This window comes from Aggregatibacter actinomycetemcomitans, assembly GCF_023518055.1.
In the GTDB taxonomy this organism is placed as follows: Bacteria; Pseudomonadota; Gammaproteobacteria; order Enterobacterales; family Pasteurellaceae; genus Aggregatibacter; species Aggregatibacter actinomycetemcomitans.
This window is the reverse complement of record NZ_CP085096.1, coordinates 1,019,196-1,040,423: the sequence shown is the minus strand read 5'-3', so window position 1 is coordinate 1,040,423 and position 21,228 is coordinate 1,019,196. Positions and strand designations below refer to the sequence as shown.

Here is a 21,228-nt window from a genome sequence, read left to right as displayed (position 1 = left end):
CCTTTCCGCGCTTTCGCTTTCTTATTCCGCTCTTCGCTTCTCTCGTTCTTTCCCTTCTTACTTCCTTTCCTGCACGCTATACGCGTCCTCTCCAAAAACAAGCCTCAAACCAACTTCCTTCCCTCAACTCCCTCTCCTGAGCTACAATCCTTTTTCTTCTCTTTCTCTTTATCTTTCTCTTTAATTTAATCTAATACCGTTATTCTTATCAATACATCCCCTGCGCTCCTGCCCCCCGCAAAAACACTTGAGCGTTGTATGGCTAAGCCCCTCGGGCAATTAGTACGTGTTAGCTCAACATATCACTACGCTTACACACCACGCCTATCTACGTCATAGTCTTTAACAACCCTTACAGACCTAAAGTCTGGGAGAACTCATCTCTTGGCAAGTTTCGTGCTTAGATGCTTTCAGCACTTATCTCTCCCGCACTTAGCTACCCGGCTATGCGTCTGGCGACACAACCGGAACACCAGCGGTGCGTCCACTCCGGTCCTCTCGTACTAGGAGCAGCCCCAACCAATTCTCCTACGCCCACGGCAGATAGGGACCGAACTGTCTCACGACGTTCTAAACCCAGCTCGCGTACCACTTTAAATGGCGAACAGCCATACCCTTGGGACCTACTTCAGCCCCAGGATGTGATGAGCCGACATCGAGGTGCCAAACACCGCCGTCGATATGAACTCTTGGGCGGTATCAGCCTGTTATCCCCGGAGTACCTTTTATCCGTTGAGCGATGGCCCTTCCATGCAGAACCACCGGATCACTATGACCTACTTTCGTACCTGCCCGACCTGTCCGTCTCGCAGTTAAGCTTGCTTATACCATTGCACTAACCTCACGATGTCCGACCGTGATTAGCAAACCTTCGTGCTCCTCCGTTACGCTTTGGGAGGAGACCGCCCCAGTCAAACTACCCACCAGACACTGTCCGAACACCTGTAATCGATGTCTCGTTAGAACATCAAACGTTAAAGGGTGGTATTTCAACGTCGACTCCATAATGACTGGCGTCACTACTTCATAGTCTCCCACCTATCCTACACATCAAAATTCAATGTTCAGTGTCAAGCTATAGTAAAGGTTCACGGGGTCTTTCCGTCTAGCCGCGGGTACACCGCATCTTCACGGCGATTTCAATTTCACTGAGTCTCGGGTGGAGACAGCCTGGCCATCATTATGCCATTCGTGCAGGTCGGAACTTACCCGACAAGGAATTTCGCTACCTTAGGACCGTTATAGTTACGGCCGCCGTTTACTGGGGCTTCGATCAGGAGCTTCTCTTTCGATTACACCATCAATTAACCTTCCAGCACCGGGCAGGCATCACACCCTATACCTCCACTTTCGTGTTTGCAGAGTGCTGTGTTTTTAGTAAACAGTTGCAGCCAGCTGGTATCTTCGACCGGTTCAACCTTCAGGGGCAAGCCCTTACAATCTACGCCGGCGCACCTTCTCCCGAAGTTACGGTGCTATTTTGCCTAGTTCCTTCACCCGAGTTCTCTCAAGCGCCTGAGTATTCTCTACCTGACCACCTGTGTCGGTTTTCAGTACGGTTTAGTAAAGCCTTTCGCTTAGTGGCTTTTCCTGGAAGTGTGGTATCGGTTACTTCAACTCCGTAGAGTCTCGTCATCATCTCTCAGTGTTAACAGGAGCCCGGATTTGCCTAAGCTCCCCACCTACCAACTTAAACGTACATATCCAACAGTACGCTAACCTAACCTGCTCCGTCCCCACATCGCAGCTTTACCAAGTACGGGAATATTAACCCGTTTCCCATCGACTACGCTTTTCAGCCTCGCCTTAGGGGCCGACTCACCCTGCCCCGATTAACGTTGGACAGGAACCCTTGGTCTTCCGGCGAACGGGTTTTTCACCCGTTTTATCGTTACTTATGTCAGCATTCGCACTTGTGATACGTCCAGCATACTTCTCAATACACCTTCTTCCGCTTACACAACGCTCCCCTACCCAACAGGCGTATCACTAATATTCCTCAATTCCCAACCGCACTTCCCGTCATGACTTCCGTCTCAACGTGTTTGGCGCTTGACCAACTTGCTTCTCTTCGTTTCGCAAGTTGTTAATCGTAAGGCGTATTAGTGATACGCCTGATGCCGCAGCTTCGGTGACTAATTTTAGCCCCGTTATATCTTCCGCGCAGGCCGACTCGACTAGTGAGCTATTACGCTTTCTTTAAATGATGGCTGCTTCTAAGCCAACATCCTAGCTGTCTAAGCCTTCCCACTTCGTTTCCCACTTAATTAGTACTTTGGGACCTTAGCTGGCGGTCTGGGTTGTTTCCCTCTCCACGACGGACGTTAGCACCCGCCGTGTGTCTCCTGAGTATCACTCTTCGGTATTCGTAGTTTGCATCGGGTTGGTAAGCCGGGATGGCCCCCTAGCCGAAACAGTGCTCTACCCCCAAAGGTGTCCGCTCAAGGCTCTACCTAAATAGATTTCGGGGAGAACCAGCTATCTCCCGGTTTGATTGGCCTTTCACCCCCAGCCACAAGTCATCCGCTAATTTTTCAACATTAGTCGGTTCGGTCCTCCAGTTAGTGTTACCCAACCTTCAACCTGCCCATGGCTAGATCACCGGGTTTCGGGTCTATACCTTGCAACTAAGCGCCCAGTTAAGACTCGGTTTCCCTTCGGCTCCCCTATCCGGTTAACCTCGCTACAAAATATAACTCGCTGACCCATTATACAAAAGGTACGCAGTCACCCTTTCGGGCTCCCACTGCTTGTACGTACAAGGTTTCAGGTTCTATTTCACTCCGGTCACCCCGGTTCTTTTCGCCTTTCCTTCACAGTACTGCTTCACTATCGGTCAATCAGGAGTATTTAGCCTTGGAGGATGGGCCCCCCTTCTTCAAACAGGATATCACGTGTCCCGCCCTACTTCTCGTTAGCTTAGTACCACGACCCAGACTTCGAGTACGGGGCTATCACCCTGTCTCGCTGTGCTTCCCAGCACATTCCTCTGTCTCTGTCGCTATCACTAACAGGCTCTTTCGCTTTCGCTCGCCGCTACTCACAAAATCTCGGTTGATTTCTTTTCCTCGGGGTACTTAGATGTTTCAGTTCTCCCGGTTCGCCTCATTACCCTATGGATTCAGGTAATGATAGTGGGTTCTTCACCCACTGGGTTTCCCCATTCGGATATCTCGGATTAAACGCCTCTTATCGACTCATCCGAGCTTTTCGCAGATTAGCACGTCCTTCTTCGCCTCTGATTGCCAAGGCATCCACCTTGTACGCTTTGTCTCTTAACCATACAACCTCAAGTATTCTTGCCCTCTCATAGGATATTAGTATATTCACCATAAGTGGCATACCCGCGCTGCGATTAATAACAGTTTTAAATTAAAGTCGAGTAATCGCCTTTTCTCAATCACTCGCTCAGACTTCCTTGAAAGTCTCGTTTTCAGCTTGTTTCCGGATTTTTAAAGAACAGATAAGACGGATAATCATCTTTAAATGGCGTCCCCACGGGGATTCGAACCCCGGTTACCGCCGTGAAAGAGCGATGTCCTAGGCCTCTAGACGATGGGGACAACATGTAAAGATACTATCTTTCCTTCACTTTTTCCTTTGTTCTTCCATTGCCTACAATCATCAAACAAACTGTGTGAACACTTAAAGTCGTTCGTATGTAAGGAGGTGATCCAACCGCAGGTTCCCCTACGGTTACCTTGTTACGACTTCACCCCAGTCATGAATCATACCGTGGTAAACGCCACCCTCTCGGTTCAGCTATCCACTTCTGGTACAACCCACTCCCATGGTGTGACGGGCGGTGTGTACAAGGCCCGGGAACGTATTCACCGCAACATTCTGATTCGCGATTACTAGCGATTCCGACTTCATGGAGTCGAGTTGCAGACTCCAATCCGAACTTAGACGCACTTTCTGAGATTCACTCCCCATCGCTGGTTGGTTACCCTCTGTATACGCCATTGTAGCACGTGTGTAGCCCTACTCGTAAGGGCCATGATGACTTGACGTCATCCCCACCTTCCTCCGGTTTATCACCGGCAGTCTCCTTTGAGTTCCCGACCACGTCGCTGGCAACAAAGGATAAGGGTTGCGCTCGTTGCGGGACTTAACCCAACATTTCACAACACGAGCTGACGACAGCCATGCAGCACCTGTCTCAAAGCTCCCTAAGGCACAAACCCATCTCTGAGTTCTTCTTCGGATGTCAAGAGTAGGTAAGGTTCTTCGCGTTGCATCGAATTAAACCACATGCTCCACCGCTTGTGCGGGCCCCCGTCAATTCATTTGAGTTTTAACCTTGCGGCCGTACTCCCCAGGCGGTCGATTTATCACGTTAGCTTCGGGCACCAGGGCTAAACCCCAATCCCCAAATCGACACCGTTTACAGCGTGGACTACCAGGGTATCTAATCCTGTTTGCTCCCCACGCTTTCGCACATCAGCGTCAGTACATCCCCAAGGGGCTGCCTTCGCCTTCGGTATTCCTCCACATCTCTACGCATTTCACCGCTACACGTGGAATTCTACCCCTCCCTAAAGTACTCCAGACCCCCAGTATGAAATGCAATTCCCAGGTTAAGCCCGGGGATTTCACACCTCACTTAAAGGTCCGCCTACGTGCCCTTTACGCCCAGTTATTCCGATTAACGCTCGCACCCCCCGTATTACCGCGGCTGCTGGCACGGAGTTAGCCGGTGCTTCTTCTGTATTTAACGTCAATTTGGCATGCTATTAACACACCAACCTTCCTCAATACCGAAAGAACTTTACAACCCGAAGGCCTTCTTCATTCACGCGGCATGGCTGCGTCAGGGTTGCCCCCATTGCGCAATATTCCCCACTGCTGCCTCCCGTAGGAGTCCGGGCCGTGTCTCAGTCCCGGTGTGGCTGGCCATCCTCTCAGACCAGCTAGCGATCGTCGGCTTGGTAGGCCTTTACCCCACCAACTACCTAATCACACTTGGGCTCATCTCATGGCATGCGGCCATAAAGTCCCGCACTTTCGTCTCCCGACTCTACGCGGTATTAGCGACAGTTTCCCGTCGTTATCCCCCTCCATAAGACAGATTCCCAAGCATTACTCACCCGTCCGCCACTCGTCAGCAAGAAAGCAAGCTTTCTCCTGCTACCGTCCGACTTGCATGTGTTAAGCCTGCCGCCAGCGTTCAATCTGAGCCATGATCAAACTCTTCAATTCAAAAAGCTTAATCCCTCAATAGCTGACTTAATTAATCTATTATAAATAATATAAATAAACGAATCTTCCGGCACCTATTAAGTTCAATCTTAAAATTATTTAAAACGAATCTATAAGTGCCCACACAGTTTGTATGATTGATTGTTAAAGAACAAAAAACGACGCGCTGTCTATAAAACCCTACAACGGCGCGTCGTTGTGCCCGCGTATTATAGGTATTTACTAATTCTTTGCAAGAGTTTTTTTACAAAAAATTGAACTTTTTTATTATTTGCTCATAAACTCGCCAAATTGTGTTTTCCTTTGAGATAAAAAATTATGGAGATCAAAAAAATGCGGTCAGAAAAACGCTTGAATTTCTGACCGCACTTTTGGCTTTCCGAGTTAAGTAAAATAAATTATTTGCCCACTTGGCTTCCAATCAAACCGCCAAGTGCCGCACCACCTAAAGTGGCACCGGTTGAACCGCCGATAACGTTACCGGCAACACCACCGATTGCAGCGCCGACAGCGGTATTCTTTTGTGTTCTGCTTAAATTATGGCAGCCGGTTAAAGCCACGGCTAACGTCACGATGCCAAGAATTTGAACCCGTTTTTTCATTTTAAAACCTCATTAAATTACTAAAATAAGATGAGTAATGTTCTCGTTGTTACCCACCGCTTTAGACTTGGCTTTTATGAAAAAGTTTATTTTTTGCGTAAGGACACTTCTCCGGCGTTGAAATATTGTCTGCCGTTTTCCGTAATGACGCATAAATGTCCTGCAGCATCAATGCCTTGTTCAGTACCGGAAATCGCACTTTTTTCCGTAATAACATTGACCTCCGCGCCGAAATACGCATCGTGATTAAGCCACTGTTGTTGCAGTTCGGCATCAATGCCGTGTTGTTCAAAACGTTCGAGGTAACGGTAAATGGTTTTCGTCATTTTGATGATAATTTGTTCACGATCAACCTGCGGGAAAAATTCGCTTAATTCTGCCCACGGTTGATCGATTTTTTTATTCTGTCCGAGGGAAATATTCATGCCGATGCCTACAATCAGATTCAACATGCCGTTTTTGCGATTAACGATCTCCACCAGAATACCCGCCAGTTTTCGATCATTAACTAAAATATCGTTCGGCCATTTCACTTGGAATCCGTACATATCCAACTCCGCCAATGCTTGAACAATGGCAAGACCAATCACCGAGCTCAATCCATCCAGAGATTTTGTTGGATTCAGCTGCCAATAAAAACTCATGATTATTTGCCCTGCAAAGGGTGAAATCCATTGTCTGCCACGGCGTCCACGCCCTGTGGTTTGATATTCCGCCAAGCATAAATCCCCCTTTTGTAACTGTTCCAAGTGATCCAACAAATATTGGTTAGTCGAGGAAATCACCGGTTTAAGCGTTACGCCATAAGGCGCTAAAGCTTGTGTCAAACGTGCTTCATCTAATAGCGGCATTTCGGGGATCAAATAAAGATGACCGTTTTCCACCTCAAAACATATCCCCTGCTGCTCCAATTGGAGGATTTCCTGTTGCAATTGCTGCGCGTCACAGCCTAAAAGTGCGGTCAGATTTTCCAATGAATTTTCAACGCCGCTCACCAATAACTCTAATAATTTCGCCATACTGTTTCCTTGTTGAAAGAATTGCCTCTATCATACGCCAAATGGCATTTTTTATAAATTTTTGTTCCCAATTTAACGTAAAATCTGTATAATTCTCCCGCAATATTTTTCCCTAAACACTCAACTAAGAGAGATATTGCAATGGCATTACGCATACAAAAAGAGGCATTGACGTTTGACGACGTTCTTCTCCTGCCCGCTCATTCTACCGTGTTACCGAACACTGCTAATCTTTCCACCCAACTCACTTCCACCATCCGCCTGAACATTCCAATGTTATCCGCCGCCATGGATACTGTGACTGAAGCCAAATTAGCAATTTCATTAGCGCAAGAAGGCGGTATTGGCTTTATTCATAAAAACATGACGATCGAACGCCAGGTGGACCGCGTGCGTAAAGTGAAAAAATTTGAAAGCGGCGTGGTGTCGGATCCGATTACCGTTCCGCCTAATTTAACCATCAGCGAATTAAAAGCCATTGCGCAAAAAAACGGCTTCGCGGGTTATCCCGTGGTAGATGCCGACAACAATTTAGTGGGCATTATTACCGGTCGTGACATTCGTTTCGTATCCAATGTCAATAAAACCGTTGCCGATTTTATGACGCCGAAAGATCGTTTGGTAACCGTTAAAGAAGACGCGCAACGTGAAGAAATTTTCCAACTCATGCACAAACACCGCGTAGAAAAAGTCTTGGTTGTGGATGATAACTTTAAATTGAAAGGCATGATTACCTTAAAAGACTATCAAAAAGCCGAACAAAAACCGAACGCCTGTAAAGACGAATTCGGTCGTTTGCGCGTAGGTGCGGCGGTTGGCGCGGGCGCCAGCAATGAAGAACGTATTGATGCCTTAGTAAAAGCCGGTGTTGACGTACTATTGATCGACTCCTCTCACGGGCATTCCGAAGGCGTATTGCAACGCGTGCGTGAAACCCGCGCGAAATACCCTAACTTACCGATTATTGCGGGCAATATCGCGACAGCCGAAGGTGCCATTGCCTTAGCGGATGCGGGTGCAAGCGCAGTGAAAGTGGGCATCGGCCCGGGGTCAATTTGTACCACCCGTATCGTAACAGGCGTGGGCGTGCCGCAAATTACCGCCATTTCCGACGCCGCAGAAGCATTAAAAGATCGTGGCATTCCAGTCATTGCCGACGGCGGGATTCGTTATTCCGGCGACATCGCCAAAGCCATTGCCGCCGGCGCCAGCTGCGTGATGGTAGGTTCGATGTTTGCCGGCACGGAAGAAGCACCGGGTGAAATTGAATTGTACCAAGGACGTGCGTTCAAATCTTATCGCGGCATGGGCTCCCTCGGCGCCATGGCGAAAGGCTCCAGCGATCGTTATTTCCAATCGGACAACGCGGCGGATAAGCTGGTGCCGGAAGGTATCGAAGGACGCATTCCTTATAAAGGCTTATTGAAAGAAATTATCCATCAACAAATGGGCGGTTTACGCTCCTGCATGGGCTTAACCGGTTGCGCCACCATTGATGAATTACGCACCAAAGCCCAATTTGTGCGCATCAGTGGCGCCGGCATTAAAGAAAGCCATGTACATGATGTGACGATCACTAAAGAAGCACCGAATTACCGCATGAGCTAATTCAACGCCTAAAAAGTGCGGTTGGTTTAAAAAACTTTTTTCAAACTGACCGCACTTTAATCTGCCCCCAAACCCGGGCATCTAATTTGAAGTGCAGATTATGCCCTACTCTTATCAATTTCATCTAAAAGTTATCAAACAGGTCACCGAACAGGATTTGGTATCCGTGAGGTGGCTAAACTTCATCAGATTCCTCATTCTCAAGTCATTTATTGATTAGTCCTTTTAATTTTACTTGAATACATTCATGGTTGACGGTTAATTTAAATTCGGTGGAATAGATTTGTTTGCGACCTAATACGGCTAAACCATTGATTCCGCTATGGTTAAATTGGGCAATCCAACGGCGTAATGTGCTGTCTTTGAGATGAAATTGTTTGAGTGTCAGCGACTGATTTTTATTATGTTGGAGATAAAAATCAATGATTTGTTGTTTGAAGAGTCGGTTATATTTAGTCATAAAAAATCTGCCCTTAGTGGGTTGGAAGTTAGTCCAACTTTTGGGGGCAGATCATTTTTCATTCATTTTATAAAGTCTAGTCATGATATCCTCTCAAGATGCTTTGTGTGCTTTTCTTAAACGATATGCTGTAACTCTTGAAATACCGTACTTTTGAGATAATTGTGCTAACGAAAAATGCTTTTTTACATCAAGCAAGAAGGACTGTTCTTGCTCTTCGATACGTGCTTTCGGTCTTCTCCCTTTTCCTTCTATACCTTTTGCTAAACGCCCCTCCACAGTTCATTCTCGAATTAAATTACGTTCCATTTCTGCTAATGCAGCCATAAACATAAACTTCACTTTATCAAATAGATCTGTACGCTTTTCAGTATCGATTATCCCATCAAGACTTTTTAGTCCAATACCACGGCTTTCGAGTTCTTCATAAAGATTTAGAACTTGACTAGTACTACGACCAAGGCGATCTAATTTTTTACTACAACGGTACTCCCTTATCGCACGAAATTTAATAATTCATCAAGTCTTGCACGGTTTTTAGCTTTTGAACCAGAATTCTTGCCTGTAAAAATTTTAAAACAACCTCCATTTTTAAGTTGTTTAATCTGCTCTTCATAATTTTGCCAAACGGTACTGGCACGGGTGGATCCAACAAGCCCGATCTATACCTCTTAAAATCCACTAGCTCTTAAAAACTTTGAAGTTTATGTAAATGGGAATTTGATATTTCCATCTAATATCTCAATTTAAAAATATCCTACCCTATTTTATCTCTTATAGCTTGAATTTTATTGAGTGATTTTCAGTAGAGATTGATTGACTTTTCTCACTTAAATTTTGCTTTACAGCTTCAACATTCTTTTTAAAGTCTCTTGAAGACTCAAGTTTATTCAAATTTGCCACTAAGTCATTCAATTCAGATTTATCTACAATCTTAATACCTTGTTTACTTACTTCAATTAATGTATCACCATAACCACCCGCCATTTTTTCAATATCTTCACGGCTTGTTATTCTTGGTATGGTATGTTCTTGAGCCTTTTTTTCTTCATATCTAGTAATATTGCGTTGAAAGCTTAACTCAATATCGATAGGCAATTTCACTACAAAAACCTTATAACCATTTTCAATGAAAGGCTTTATAAGTGATTGAGCTGTTTCTATTTTTGAAAAGGTCGCTTCAAATATTACATTTAACTTTTTTTCTATTGATTTATCTCTTAATTTCTTAGCAAACTCAAAAGAATAATTACCTGTTTTCTTATAGGCTTCATTTCTCCCAATCTTTTCTTTGACTTCATTTATTTTGGGATACAATTTTCTATAATTATCAGCCTGTATTTTAATGAAATTACCATTTAATTCCTTTATAAGAGTTGATTTACCACTCCCACTAACACCTGTAATAAAAATCACATAAGGATTATCATTACCTTTTAGATTTCTTTTAAGAATTTCTTTTGTGTAAATGCTTTCTACATCATCCAAATTTACTTTAATATCTTTTGCCATCTTAAAGCTCCGCTGAGGTTCTTAATTTGTCATATTTTTCGCTTAATTCATAAATTTGTTCAATGACATCAACCGCCTTTTCGGGGGCTTCTCTGACATAAATATCATATATACGATCAAGTTTATGCAATAACATTTCGTCTTTTTTTAGCTCTTCGGTTTCGACTTTTTCTCGACTAAGAACGATCATATCAGCTTCAATATCCGCAACCACCTCACAGACAATGTCCGTTAAAACCACATAATCTTTTTTCAAACTTTCAACCATTTGGGCTTTTCTTTCTGTTGTTAGCATAATTTACACTCCTATTCAAAATTTACAAACTCGAGCAAGGTAACACAACTATAATCAAAACACAACAACAATATATTTTGACTATAATCAAAATAAACACAAGAGTTTTGACATTTACGAGCCACACATACCAACTGGTAGATACTAAAAAAGAGAGGATTCTGATCTGCCCACCAAAAAGTTGGACTAATCCTCAATCTACTAAGGTTTGAAGGGAAAATGCAAACGGCGAAAATATCGTTCTTATCAAGGCGAAGTCGGTAAGATTGCAGACAATCTGTTACAGCGGGATTTTAGTGCGACGAAACCTAATGAAAAATGGGTCACCGATGTGATTGAATTTAAATGCGATGAAGGCAAGCTCTATTTATCACCAATTAAAGATCTCTTCAATGGCGAAATTATCGCCTATGACTTGTCGCCAAGTCCGAATTTTGAACAGATAACAAGAATGATGGAACAGACGATGTTAAAGTTGGACGGCACTACGCCAATTCTTCATTCAGACCAAGGATGGCAATATCAAATGCAAGGTTATCAGCGTTTATTGAAGGAAAAGGCCATTAGGCAAAGTATGTCGGGAAAAGGTAACTGCCTTGATAATCGTGCAATGGAGCGCTTTTTCGGTCGATTAAAGACCGAATGTTATTATGGCAAGCGGTTTGAAACCTTCGCGCAACTTGAGAAAACGCTCCACGAATACGTTCATTACTACAACCATGAATGTATTCAAGTAAAATTAAAAGGACTACGCGCAAACCCAGAAAAATTATTCACATTGATATGGACTGCTTTTATGCCTCCACTGAAATTCGTGAAAATCCTTCCCTCGCCGATAAACCTGTTGCGGTAGGCGGCAGAGCGGAGCAACGCGGCGTGCTGACCACTTGCAATTATGCAGCGCGCGAGTTTGGCTTGCATAGCGCCATGCCTACCGCGCAAGCCCTGCAATTATGCCCGAATCTGGTTCTGTTACCCGTCAATATGCCGCTGTATCGCGAAGTGTCGCAGCAAATTCATCAAATATTTCAACGTTATACTTCTATTATTGAACCGCTTTCTCTGGACGAAGCCTATTTGGATGTCACGGATTGCGATAAATGTGCCGGTTCCGCCACTTGGATTGCACAAGATATTCGGTCGGCGATTTTTAATGAATTACATTTAACCGCGTCGGCGGGCGTGGCACCGTTGAAATTTTTGGCGAAAATCGCCTCTGATCAAAACAAGCCGAACGGGCAGTTTGTGATCGAACCGAAAGAGGTGGCGGATTTTGTCGCCGCATTACCGTTGAAAAAGATTCCCGGCGTGGGCAAAGTGACCTCGGAAAAATTACTGCAAATGGGTCTGGCGACCTGTGCCGATGTGCAAAAATACGATCGCAATGCGCTGTTTAATTTGTTCGGCAAAGTGGGACAGCACATTTGGGCATATAGCCATGGCATTGATGAACGCCCGGTGCAACCTCATCGGGAGCGTAAATCGGTGGGCGTGGAAACCACGTTATTAGAAAATATTGAGCAGCTTGCCCAAGGAGATGATGTTTTGAAAAAACTGTATTCTCAATTAGTGGCGCGGGTGCAGCGTGCCTGTCCGAATATTCCGCTGGCGCAATTTCGCAAAATCGGGGTGAAGCTAAAATTTGAAGATTTTCAGGTCACTACCTTGGAAAAAAGTGCGGTGGATTTTTCCGAAGAAAATTTTCGCCTGCTGTTGGCACAAATTTGGCAACGCAAGCAAGGGCGCAGTGTGCGTTTAATCGGCTTGCACGTCACTTTGCCGGAAGAAAAACAATCGGAACAAATGAGCCTGTGGTAAGGGTTTTGTGATGAGTGTATGATTTAGCGCTTACTGTTGACACTTGAATCATAACGCACATCATGCTTCGGATTATTTTGGCAAGGTTAAGAAACTCCGCTATAATGCACCGCACTTTTACGCATAGGTTTGCGTATCATTTTTGCATAGACAAGCAAGTGAATTCCTCATGAAGTTAACCGCCAACAATAAAGTTTTAGACCTTTCTACTCCCCAAATTATGGGGATTCTCAATTTCACCCCCGATTCGTTTTCCGATAGCGGCAAGTTTTTTCAGTTAGACAAAGCGTTAGCACAAGTGGAAAAGATGCTAAGGCTGGGCGCATCGATTATTGACATCGGCGGCGAATCCACCCGACCGATGGCGGATGAAGTCACTTTGGAAGAGGAATTGCAACGTGTTGTGCCTTTAGTCGAGGCAGTGCGTCAACGATTCGATTGCTGGATTTCGGTAGACACATCAAAACCGCAGGTCATGCGTGAAACGGCAAATGCCGGCATGGATTTGATTAACGATATTCGTGCATTGCAGGAACCGCAAGCGTTGGAGACTGCCGCACAGCTGGCGTTGCCGGTGTGCATTATGCATATGCAGGGGCAGCCCCGCACTATGCAGTTAAATCCTCACTATGAGGACGTGGTCGCCGACGTTTTAAAATTTATGCAGCAACGTACGGAACAATGTCTGGCGGCAGGAATCAAACAAGATAACATCATTTGGGATCCGGGCTTCGGGTTTGGCAAAAGCGTGCAACATAATTATCGCTTATTGCAACAACTCTGGGTTTTCTGCCAGCAGGGGTATCCTGTACTGGCGGGCATATCCCGTAAATCAATGATTGGCGCGGTGCTGGATAAACCAGTGGAACAACGAACCGTCGGTAGTGTCAGCGCTGCTTTAATTGCCGCGATGAATGGCGCCCGTATTTTGCGCGTACATGATGTCGGCGAAACTGCCGATGCGTTAAAAATCTGGCAGGCAACCCTAAACAGTTAAATAACGTATTTAAAAAAAGGAATTAAACATGGCTGAACGTAAATATTTCGGCACCGACGGGGTGCGTGGGAAAGTGGGATCTCATCCGATTACCCCTGATTTTGTGTTAAAACTCGGTTGGGCTGCGGGCAAAGTGCTGGCAAATCATGGCTCCCGCGTGGTGTTAATCGGTAAAGATACGCGTATTTCCGGTTATATGCTGGAATCCGCGCTTGAAGCGGGTTTGGCGGCTGCCGGTTTGTCTGCCGCTTTTACCGGACCAATGCCGACCCCGGCAGTGGCTTATTTAACCCGCACTTTCCGCGCTGAAGCCGGCATTGTAATTTCTGCCTCACATAACCCGTATTACGATAACGGAATCAAGTTTTTCTCTACGCAAGGCACGAAATTGCCGGATGAAGTGGAAGAAGAAATCGAAGCCATGTTAGAACAACCGATGGATTGCGTGGAATCTGCCGAATTAGGGCGTGCCAGCCGAATTAAAGATGCGGCGGGTCGTTATATCGAATTTTGTAAAAGTACATTCCCGGCGCATTTGAGTCTGGAAGGCTACAAGATCGTGGTGGACTGTGCCAACGGTGCGACTTACCACATTGCGCCGAATGTCATGCGCGAGCTGGGCGCGGAAGTCATTGAAATCGGGACGCATCCGAACGGTATGAACATCAATGAAAAATGTGGTGCAACCGACATCGCGGCGTTACAAGCCAAAGTGGTAGAAACCAATGCGGATGTCGGCTTGGCGTATGATGGCGACGGCGACCGCTTAATTATGGTGGATCACCTTGGTAATAAAGTCGATGGAGACCAAGCCTTATTTATTATTGCCCGCGAAGCGTTGCGTGAAGGTCGTTTGCAAGGTGGTGTGGTCGGCACATTAATGAGCAACATGAGCCTTGAATTGGCGTTAAAACAATTAGCGATTCCATTTGTGCGTGCCAATGTGGGCGATCGTTATGTATTGGAAAAAATGCAGGAACGCGGTTGGGGCTTAGGCGGAGAAAACTCCGGTCATATTATCATTGCCGATCGCAACACTACCGGGGATGGCATTATTGCTTCTCTTGCCGTATTGGCTGCGATGGCAAAACATCGTTTGTCCCTTAATGAATTGGCGGGTGCGGTCAAATTATTCCCGCAAGTGCTAATCAATGTACGTTTTGCCGGTGGTGAAAATCCGTTGGAAAGTGGTGCGGTGAAAATGGTTGCTGCCGAGATGGAAAAACGGTTGGCGGGCAAAGGGCGAATTTTGTTGCGTAAATCAGGTACCGAACCGCTTATCCGCATCATGGTGGAATGTGAAGATGGCACTTTGGCACAGCAATGTGCAGAAGAAATTGCAGCAGCAGTAAAAGAAGCCAACTAGGATTTAATGGTCATGCGTTTATTTGTTATGCGTCACGGCGAAGCGGAATTAATGGTGAATTCTGATAAGGAACGCCGTCTTAATGCGCGCGGTAAGGAACAATCCACTTTGCAAGGAACTTGGTTAAAATCCACCGCACTTGACTTGGATAAAGTGTTGGTCAGCCCTTATACCCGCGCGTTGGAGACCTTTAATCAAATTAATGAAGTTTATGAACAAAAGCTAACCGACAAACTGAAAATTTGGGATGGTATCACGCCTTACGGCGATTCCGGCATTGTGAGCGATTATCTCTCCGTGTTAGCTGAAGAAGGTGTGGAAAATGTGTTAATCATTTCTCATTTGCCTTTAGTTGGCGACATTGTGAAAGAAATGTGCGGTCGAAATCCCGCGAGTTTTTACCCGGCAACCATTGCGGAAATTTATCTCGGTGATGAGTGCGCTGAGGTCATCGGAATTAAATATTTGGATAAATTTTGACCTATATTAAATTTTTTGTAAATTTTATTTTGCTTCAAAATTAAAATCTAAAAAACGATATATTTCATCTTATTGTGACTTTTTATTAATTGTACTTTGCTATTTTTAAGCAAGTTTTAACAAAAAAATACTTGCCTTTGTAAATTTTTGTTACACACTATAGGTGTCTTACAGAACAATATTGTAAGGCGTTTATCTTTCAATTGTTAATTTAGGAGTAACGATGAAAAAATCAGTATTAGCCGCATTAGTGTTAGGCGTAACTTTAAGTGTAACCGGTTGTGATGACAGCAAAACTTCACCACAAGCCGAGCAGGCGAAAACAAGTGTCTCCGAGGCTAAAGATGCTGTAGTAAACGCCGCAAATGATGTTAAGGATGCTACAGTTGAAGCTGCCAAAGATGCACAAAACATGGCAGCCGATAAAATGGCCGAAGTGAAAGATGTCGTATCTGAAAAAATGGATGCCATGGCAACGCAGGCCAGTGAAATGAAAGATGCTGCAGTTGAAGCGGCCAAAGATGCAAAAGATGCAGCGGCAGATAAAATGGCAGAAGTGAAAGATGCCATATCTGAAAAAATGGATGCCATGGCAACACAAGTCAATGAAATGAAAGATACAGCAGCTGAAGCAGTCAAAGATGCAAAAGACGCAGCGGCAGATAAAATGGCCGAAGTGAAAGATGCCGTATCTGAAAAAATGGGTGCCACCGCAACGCAAACTGATGAAATGAAAGACGCGGTAAAAAGCGAAACTGAAAGCAAATAAAAAAGCAGTCTAAACTGCTTTTTAAAACGGGGCAAAAACTAATTTATCCTTTTCCGCAAAAATCCTGACTGAACGATATAAAAATTCAGTTGGGATTTTTTCTTTGTACAGAAAACGGCTATTTACCGCCACGAATTCGGCATCTAAATATTGTGCATAAATAGATCCTGAACTGCTGTTGACGCCCGCCATGGCGCGCCCTAATAATTCGCCGTAAATGTGAATATTGCCGTCTGCCGCCACTTCGGCGCCATGCTCCACATCACCGTGAATGATTAAATCGCTGTTTTTGGCGTAGATCACCTGTTTACCAATCACGTTGTGGGCGATAACTTTAGTCGGTTGATAGCGCGGTTCGGGAAGAATTTCAGACAGGTTATCAATGTTGCCGAGAATCGGTAAATCGGCGCTGAGGATTAATTCTCTTTGCAGATGGTTTTGCCAGTCAGCTACACCGATGACATGAATGTTGTATTCGGCAAGTAAGGCTTTCAACACGGTTAAATTGACTTTTTCCAACACCGGATTGAACTGTAAAATCACTTCAATATTCTGAAACAAAGACGGTGCGTTTTTAGCTTTTTTTGCCAGCGCACGTTTGATCGCCGTTAAGCTTGAACTGTTGATACTGATAAATACGGCGGAAAATTGACCTGTTCGTAGTTCGATAATATCTTGAGCCATCACGAAATTCCAAGAAAAAGAGTTTCTAATAATAAAGAATTATTGCAAAATCAGCAACTCGAACCTCATTTTGGAGCAAAATTATGTTATGTGCCATTTATAAAAGCCCGAAGGAAGCGGGCATGTATCTTTATATTGAAAAGCGCAGTCATTTTGATGGTGTACCTGAGGCGCTGCTAAAGATATTTGGAAAACCAATTTTTGTCATGTTGTTTAACCTGACTGGCGAAAAGCCGCTGGTGAATGCAGACAAAACGGAGGTTTTGCAAAATATCAGGGAAAAAGGCTTTTATTTGCAAACACCGAAGAAAGATGATTGGCTGTTTAGTCTTTAAAAGTGCTCTGCACCCAAAAACTTGGATAGATAAATAAACCTAATTAAATATCGCTTTCCAGCATTGGCGAGACTAAGCCGAAAGTCAGGCACCATACAGTTGTAAAGGAGTCAATCTCCCGATTGGCTAAGCTCACATTGAGGAAAGGATACAGTTTCTCACTCTCTGCCAAAAACTCAGCTGAGTCTGTGGCTAACTTCTCTTTGAGTTTCTGGTAATCAGATTGCACGTGAGTAAGTTTGACGCAATATGACCGTTTTTTTCCGCTTGCTTACGTCGGCGGATGATATGATGTTTGAATTCGATTGAATAATGTTTGACCATAAAAATCCATAGTTTAGTTGGTTGTGGTATCTGATTGGGATGCAGAATACTTTTTATTCAATCTAATCAAACTTAAAGAACCCGACGGGATTGGGTATACGTTCTCGCCCAGTAATTGTCGCTTAAAGACTCAATAATCACGCCTCGGCTTGTACTGGAATGCATAAACTGATCGTTGCCGACGTATACGCCTACATGATTATTTCTACGGAAAAAAACCAAATCGCCCACTTTCAGTTCTTTCTTTTGAATCGCTTTACCGACATAACGCTGTTCGGAAGTCGAACGCGGCAATGTCACACCAAACGCATCTAAAAAGGTGGTTTGCATAAAGCCGGAACAATCAATGCCATTTTTTGTGGTGCCGCCAAAACGATAACGGGTCCCTGCCCATTCCTGATAAATTTTGGAAAGGCGTTTGTCCATAATGCCGGAGTATTGACGGGGTTTGTTGGTTTTTAATTGGGAGGCAATTAATTGATTAAGCTGTTCTTCATCTTGATCCGGTTGGTATGAGGCTGTGCCGGTTGAACAAGCGGTTAAGACGAGTAAAGGGATAATAATCAATAATTTTTTGAACATAAATTTAAGTAGTTATTTTAAATAGGTTTTTTACGTTTATAGAACTGAGCGGGATAATATCGTAAATTTAAGTAAAAATCCACTTTAATTTAATAAAAATATCGTACTTTTTAGCATATATAGTGCATAAATGGAATTTTATGCACTATATGTTGAATGTATATCGAATGCTGAAAGGATTAATTCGCCGTATCCAATTCGGGGAAAGATTTCACCAAATTATCTATCGCTTTCATTTGATTCACGAAAGCCTCCAGCTTATCTAGCGGTAACGCCGATGGTCCGTCACATTTTGCGTTGCTTGGATCCGGATGGGCTTCTAAGAACAGCCCCGCCAATCCTACCGCCAGACCGGAACGGGCAAGTTCGGTAACTTGTGCACGGCGTCCGCCGGAAGCCGCACCGAACGGATCGCGACATTGCAATGAATGGGTCACGTCAAAAATTACCGGACAGCCTTTCGACACGTTTTTCATGACGCTGAAACCCAACATATCTACGACTAAATTATCGTAACCAAAATTCGTGCCGCGATCGCACAGAATCACTTTATCATTGCCGCACTCGGCGATTTTTTCCACGATATTGCCCATTTGTCCCGGGCTTAAAAATTGCGGTTTTTTCACATTAATCACCGCGCCGGTGCGCGCCATGGCTTCCACCAAATCCGTTTGACGGGCAAGAAATGCCGGCAACTGAATAATATCCACTACCTCGGCAACAGGCTGACATTGATAAATTTCATGTACATCGGTAATGATTTTTACACCGAAAGTTTGTTTGAGCTCGGCAAAAATTTTCAGCCCCTGCTCCATGCCCGGACCGCGATAAGAATGAATAGAAGAACGGTTCGCCTTATCAAAAGAGGCTTTGAACACATAAGGTACGCCCAGTTTTTGCGTCACTTCCACATATTTTTCGCACACGCGCATCGCCATGTCACGACTTTCCAGCACGTTCATGCCGCCGAATAAAACAAAGGGTTTATCGTTGGCAATTTGAATATCGCCTAATTGAATGAGTTTATTTTGCATACGCCTTCCTTATTTATTTTCAGTTTGCGCCCAACAACCTAATGTGACGCGCTCATTATTTCCGTAATCCCGCAAAGTTTCAACCGCAGACCAAAAATTCTCTTGGAAAATCGACCGCACTTTTTCCCCTTGCTGCCAACCATGTTCCACCAACAAATAGCCGTTTTCCCGCATAAATTTCGGCGCATTGGCGATAATATGGCGTAAATCCGCGTAACCTTCTTCCGCTGCAACCAATGCGGACAAGGGTTCAAAACGCACATCACCCTGCGTTAAATGTTCGTCATGGGCATCAATATACGGCGGGTTACTCAGGATTAAATCAAATGTCCCCGTAACATTTTCAAACCAACAACTTTGCACAAAAGCCACATTCAATTGATTTTTTTCCCCGTTAGATTTCGCCAATGCCACCACCTCAGGCGTGAGGTCAACGCCAATAATATCCAACTGAACCGTGTGTTTTTGTGCAATAGGTTTTAACGCCGAAGCCAATGCCAAAGCAATCGCGCCGGTGCCGGTGCCAAGATCGAGAATGCGAAAACGCTGCGAATTTTGACCGCACTTTTGTAGCTTTTCAATGGCAATCGCCACTGCCTTCTCCACCAATATTTCCGTGTCGGGGCGTGGAATCAGCGTGCCTGCCGAAACATTTAACGGCAACGACCAAAACTCTTTTTCACCGAGAATATAAGCGATGGGTTCGCCCTGCAAACGGCGGGCTAAAAGTGCGGTCAGTTTTTCCAGCGTTTTTTCATCCAATGCCGTTTCACCGAAAGCCAGAATAAAAGCGCGAGACTTTTGCGTCACAAATTGCAATAACACCTGTGCATCGGTTTTGCCATTTTCCGAGGGATTCGCCTGATTTAACGCTTGTATGGCCTGTTGCAGCCATTGTTGGTAGTTCATCGTTAAAAAATGAACGAGCCGTTAAGCTCGTTCTCATGGTTAATTCTGCTCCGACAACGCCGCCAACTGATCCGCTTGATATTCGGTGATAATCGGTTGAATCAAGTCATCAATTTTGCCGTTCATCACTTCGTCTAAGCGGTAAATCGTCAGGTTAATACGGTGATCGGTAACGCGCCCTTGCGGGTAATTGTAAGTGCGGATTTTATCGGAACGATCGCCGGAACCCAATAAATTACGACGGGTGTCAGCTTGCTCCTGCGCCAGTTTTTCCTGTTCCTGTTGCACCAGACGGGAGGCCAGCACCGATAAAGCTTTGGCTTTGTTTTTATGTTGTGAACGTTCGTCCTGACATTCCACCACCATGCCCGTCGGAATATGCGTAATACGCACCGCGGAATCGGTTTTATTGATGTGCTGACCGCCCGCACCCGACGCGCGGTAGGTGTCAATGCGTAAATCCGCCGGGTTAATTTCCGGCATTTCCGATTCCAGCAATTCCGGCATCACGGCAACAGTACAGGCAGAGGTGTGAATACGCCCTTGTGATTCAGTTTTCGGCACTCGCTGCACGCGGTGGCCGCCCGATTCAAATTTTAACTGACCATACACGCCGTCACCGCTGACCAACGCGATAATTTCTTTAAATCCGCCCTGCTCGCTTTCATTTTCACTGAGCACTTCAACACGCCAACGTTTGGTTTCCGCATAACGGCTGTACATACGGAATAAATCACCGGCGAAAATGCCCGCCTCATCGCCACCGGTACCGGCGCGGATTTCAAGATAACAGTTATATTCGTCGTTCGGATCTTTCGGCAATAAGAGAATTTGTAAATGCTGTTCAACCTGTTCAAGTTCCGCTTTGGACTCTTCGATCTCCATTTGCGCCATTTCTTTCATTTCGGGATCGTCCAGCAAAAGCTGCGCTTCTTCCAGATTGGAATTGAGCTGATTCCAGCGGTTAAAACTTTTCACAACATCCTCAAGTTGTGCATATTCTTTGGAATAGGCTCTGAATTTGTCCTGATCGCTAATCACGGAAGCATCGCCTAACAAGGCTTCCAGCTCTTCATAACGTTCTTTTAAGCTATCTAATTTATTGATAATAGAGGGTTTCATTATTTGACCTTCAGAAGGAAAATAGAAAAGGAAATAAAAAAATCGGAGCATTCTAGCACAGAATGAAAATGTTGTTGAAGTTTAGGCTGTAAAAAAGGCTTTCGGATTTC

Annotated in this window: 19 protein-coding genes, 1 tRNA gene, 2 rRNA genes and 2 pseudogenes; 8 read left to right on the top strand and 16 right to left on the bottom strand. The window is 44.8% G+C overall.

Going from position 1 to position 21,228, the window contains the following annotated elements; all coding sequences use genetic code 11:
• Positions 1–258 precede the first annotated feature (258 nt).
• The 5 genes from LIN98_RS05350 to birA form a co-directional block, all read right to left on the bottom strand.
• A 23S ribosomal RNA gene (locus tag LIN98_RS05350) occupies positions 259–3,281 on the bottom strand.
• Between the two features lie 206 nt (positions 3,282–3,487).
• Positions 3,488–3,563, bottom strand: a tRNA-Glu gene (locus tag LIN98_RS05345).
• A gap of 99 nt (positions 3,564–3,662) precedes the next feature.
• Positions 3,663–5,202, bottom strand: a 16S ribosomal RNA gene (locus LIN98_RS05340).
• The 16S and 23S rRNA genes sit together here with 1 tRNA gene alongside, the layout of an rRNA operon.
• 398 nt (positions 5,203–5,600) lie before the next feature.
• Entirely contained in the window at positions 5,601–5,804 is a 204-nt protein-coding gene (locus LIN98_RS05335) for a YMGG-like glycine zipper-containing protein (RefSeq protein WP_005548595.1), read from the bottom strand.
• 86 nt (positions 5,805–5,890) lie between these two features.
• Positions 5,891–6,823 (bottom strand): bifunctional biotin--[acetyl-CoA-carboxylase] ligase/biotin operon repressor BirA, encoded by a 933-nt coding sequence (gene birA / locus LIN98_RS05330; protein WP_005567768.1) that lies wholly within the window; start codon positions 6,821–6,823, stop codon positions 5,891–5,893.
• A 141-nt stretch (positions 6,824–6,964) separates the two neighbouring features.
• Between birA and guaB the strand changes: the two genes are divergently transcribed.
• Positions 6,965–8,431, top strand: a complete 1,467-nt coding sequence (guaB, locus tag LIN98_RS05325) for an IMP dehydrogenase (protein WP_005548590.1) — start codon at positions 6,965–6,967, stop codon at positions 8,429–8,431.
• A gap of 220 nt (positions 8,432–8,651) precedes the next feature.
• On the opposite strand, the pseudogene LIN98_RS05320 reads toward guaB, so the two are convergent.
• From LIN98_RS05320 to LIN98_RS05300, 6 genes and pseudogenes are all read right to left on the bottom strand, one after another.
• A pseudogene (locus LIN98_RS05320) lies at positions 8,652–8,891 on the bottom strand (helix-turn-helix domain-containing protein); the annotation flags it as partial.
• 93 nt (positions 8,892–8,984) lie between these two features.
• Entirely contained in the window at positions 8,985–9,170 is a 186-nt protein-coding gene (locus tag LIN98_RS05315) for a resolvase/integrase-like protein (protein WP_014167683.1), read from the bottom strand.
• Positions 9,171–9,173: 3 nt separating this feature from the next.
• Positions 9,174–9,389, bottom strand: coding sequence for a recombinase family protein (locus LIN98_RS05310; protein WP_231098033.1), 216 nt, complete (start codon positions 9,387–9,389; stop codon positions 9,174–9,176).
• The gene (locus LIN98_RS10430; protein ID WP_325058662.1) at positions 9,386–9,496 is read right to left on the bottom strand and encodes a hypothetical protein; all 111 of its coding nucleotides are present in this window, start codon (positions 9,494–9,496) and stop codon (positions 9,386–9,388) included. Before LIN98_RS10430 ends, LIN98_RS05310 begins: the two co-directional genes overlap by 4 nt.
• 169 nt (positions 9,497–9,665) lie before the next feature.
• Positions 9,666–10,403 carry a zeta toxin family protein gene (locus LIN98_RS05305; RefSeq protein WP_014167682.1) on the bottom strand — a complete coding sequence of 246 codons (738 nt, stop codon included), beginning with the start codon at positions 10,401–10,403 and terminating at the stop codon, positions 9,666–9,668.
• 1 nt (position 10,404) lies between these two features.
• The gene (locus LIN98_RS05300) at positions 10,405–10,698 is read right to left on the bottom strand and encodes a hypothetical protein (protein ID WP_041915480.1); all 294 of its coding nucleotides are present in this window, start codon (positions 10,696–10,698) and stop codon (positions 10,405–10,407) included.
• A 208-nt stretch (positions 10,699–10,906) separates the two neighbouring features.
• Between LIN98_RS05300 and LIN98_RS05295 the strand changes: the two are divergent.
• The 6 genes and pseudogenes from LIN98_RS05295 to LIN98_RS05270 form a co-directional block, all read left to right on the top strand.
• Positions 10,907–11,449 (top strand): annotated as a pseudogene (locus LIN98_RS05295) (IS3 family transposase); the annotation flags it as partial.
• 32 nt (positions 11,450–11,481) lie between these two features.
• The gene (gene dinB, locus LIN98_RS05290; protein WP_012820934.1) at positions 11,482–12,516 is read left to right on the top strand and encodes a DNA polymerase IV; all 1,035 of its coding nucleotides are present in this window, start codon (positions 11,482–11,484) and stop codon (positions 12,514–12,516) included.
• A gap of 169 nt (positions 12,517–12,685) precedes the next feature.
• Positions 12,686–13,513 carry a dihydropteroate synthase gene (folP, locus tag LIN98_RS05285; protein WP_005567771.1) on the top strand — a complete coding sequence of 276 codons (828 nt, stop codon included), beginning with the start codon at positions 12,686–12,688 and terminating at the stop codon, positions 13,511–13,513.
• A 28-nt stretch (positions 13,514–13,541) separates the two neighbouring features.
• A complete protein-coding gene (gene glmM / locus LIN98_RS05280; RefSeq protein ID WP_005544668.1) occupies positions 13,542–14,879 on the top strand; it encodes a phosphoglucosamine mutase in 1,338 nt (445 codons plus the stop codon).
• Between the two features lie 12 nt (positions 14,880–14,891).
• A complete protein-coding gene (gene sixA / locus LIN98_RS05275) occupies positions 14,892–15,359 on the top strand; it encodes a phosphohistidine phosphatase SixA (RefSeq protein ID WP_005544669.1) in 468 nt (155 codons plus the stop codon).
• A 223-nt stretch (positions 15,360–15,582) separates the two neighbouring features.
• Positions 15,583–16,128 carry a hypothetical protein gene (locus LIN98_RS05270; protein WP_005544672.1) on the top strand — a complete coding sequence of 182 codons (546 nt, stop codon included), beginning with the start codon at positions 15,583–15,585 and terminating at the stop codon, positions 16,126–16,128.
• Positions 16,129–16,149: 21 nt separating this feature from the next.
• On the opposite strand, the gene minC is transcribed toward LIN98_RS05270, so the two are convergent.
• Entirely contained in the window at positions 16,150–16,812 is a 663-nt protein-coding gene (gene minC / locus LIN98_RS05265; protein WP_005567773.1) for a septum site-determining protein MinC, read from the bottom strand.
• A gap of 83 nt (positions 16,813–16,895) precedes the next feature.
• On the opposite strand from minC, the gene LIN98_RS05260 reads away from it, so the two are divergent.
• Positions 16,896–17,147 carry a YcgL domain-containing protein gene (locus LIN98_RS05260; protein WP_005544676.1) on the top strand — a complete coding sequence of 84 codons (252 nt, stop codon included), beginning with the start codon at positions 16,896–16,898 and terminating at the stop codon, positions 17,145–17,147.
• Between the two features lie 396 nt (positions 17,148–17,543).
• On the opposite strand, the gene LIN98_RS05255 is transcribed toward LIN98_RS05260, so the two are convergent.
• From LIN98_RS05255 to prfA, 4 genes are all read right to left on the bottom strand, one after another.
• The gene (locus tag LIN98_RS05255) at positions 17,544–18,053 is read right to left on the bottom strand and encodes an NlpC/P60 family protein (RefSeq protein ID WP_005567774.1); all 510 of its coding nucleotides are present in this window, start codon (positions 18,051–18,053) and stop codon (positions 17,544–17,546) included.
• 179 nt (positions 18,054–18,232) lie between these two features.
• A complete protein-coding gene (gene kdsA / locus LIN98_RS05250; RefSeq protein WP_005544680.1) occupies positions 18,233–19,087 on the bottom strand; it encodes a 3-deoxy-8-phosphooctulonate synthase in 855 nt (284 codons plus the stop codon).
• Positions 19,088–19,096: 9 nt separating this feature from the next.
• Positions 19,097–19,996 (bottom strand): peptide chain release factor N(5)-glutamine methyltransferase, encoded by a 900-nt coding sequence (gene prmC, locus LIN98_RS05245; RefSeq protein WP_005544681.1) that lies wholly within the window; start codon positions 19,994–19,996, stop codon positions 19,097–19,099.
• Positions 19,997–20,035: 39 nt separating this feature from the next.
• Positions 20,036–21,118: a peptide chain release factor 1 gene (gene prfA, locus LIN98_RS05240; protein ID WP_005544683.1), complete on the bottom strand. Its 1,083-nt coding sequence runs from the start codon at positions 21,116–21,118 to the stop codon at positions 20,036–20,038.
• Between the last annotated feature and the right edge of the window lie 110 nt (positions 21,119–21,228).

What these genes read in the sequence shown, in the direction of transcription:
- LIN98_RS05335 (WP_005548595.1), bottom strand. Translation starts at nt 5,804, where the DNA reads ATGAAAAAACGGGTTCAAATTCTTGGCATCGTGACGTTAGCCGTGGCT.
- birA (WP_005567768.1), bottom strand. Translation starts at nt 6,823, where the DNA reads ATGGCGAAATTATTAGAGTTATTGGTGAGCGGCGTTGAAAATTCATTG.
- guaB (WP_005548590.1), top strand. Translation starts at nt 6,965, where the DNA reads ATGGCATTACGCATACAAAAAGAGGCATTGACGTTTGACGACGTTCTT.
- LIN98_RS05305 (WP_014167682.1), bottom strand. Translation starts at nt 10,403, where the DNA reads ATGGCAAAAGATATTAAAGTAAATTTGGATGATGTAGAAAGCATTTAC.
- LIN98_RS05300 (WP_041915480.1), bottom strand. Translation starts at nt 10,698, where the DNA reads ATGCTAACAACAGAAAGAAAAGCCCAAATGGTTGAAAGTTTGAAAAAA.
- dinB (WP_012820934.1), top strand. Translation starts at nt 11,482, where the DNA reads ATGGACTGCTTTTATGCCTCCACTGAAATTCGTGAAAATCCTTCCCTC.
- folP (WP_005567771.1), top strand. Translation starts at nt 12,686, where the DNA reads ATGAAGTTAACCGCCAACAATAAAGTTTTAGACCTTTCTACTCCCCAA.
- glmM (WP_005544668.1), top strand. Translation starts at nt 13,542, where the DNA reads ATGGCTGAACGTAAATATTTCGGCACCGACGGGGTGCGTGGGAAAGTG.
- sixA (WP_005544669.1), top strand. Translation starts at nt 14,892, where the DNA reads ATGCGTTTATTTGTTATGCGTCACGGCGAAGCGGAATTAATGGTGAAT.
- LIN98_RS05270 (WP_005544672.1), top strand. Translation starts at nt 15,583, where the DNA reads ATGAAAAAATCAGTATTAGCCGCATTAGTGTTAGGCGTAACTTTAAGT.
- minC (WP_005567773.1), bottom strand. Translation starts at nt 16,812, where the DNA reads ATGGCTCAAGATATTATCGAACTACGAACAGGTCAATTTTCCGCCGTA.
- LIN98_RS05260 (WP_005544676.1), top strand. Translation starts at nt 16,896, where the DNA reads ATGTTATGTGCCATTTATAAAAGCCCGAAGGAAGCGGGCATGTATCTT.
- LIN98_RS05255 (WP_005567774.1), bottom strand. Translation starts at nt 18,053, where the DNA reads ATGTTCAAAAAATTATTGATTATTATCCCTTTACTCGTCTTAACCGCT.
- kdsA (WP_005544680.1), bottom strand. Translation starts at nt 19,087, where the DNA reads ATGCAAAATAAACTCATTCAATTAGGCGATATTCAAATTGCCAACGAT.
- prmC (WP_005544681.1), bottom strand. Translation starts at nt 19,996, where the DNA reads ATGAACTACCAACAATGGCTGCAACAGGCCATACAAGCGTTAAATCAG.
- prfA (WP_005544683.1), bottom strand. Translation starts at nt 21,118, where the DNA reads ATGAAACCCTCTATTATCAATAAATTAGATAGCTTAAAAGAACGTTAT.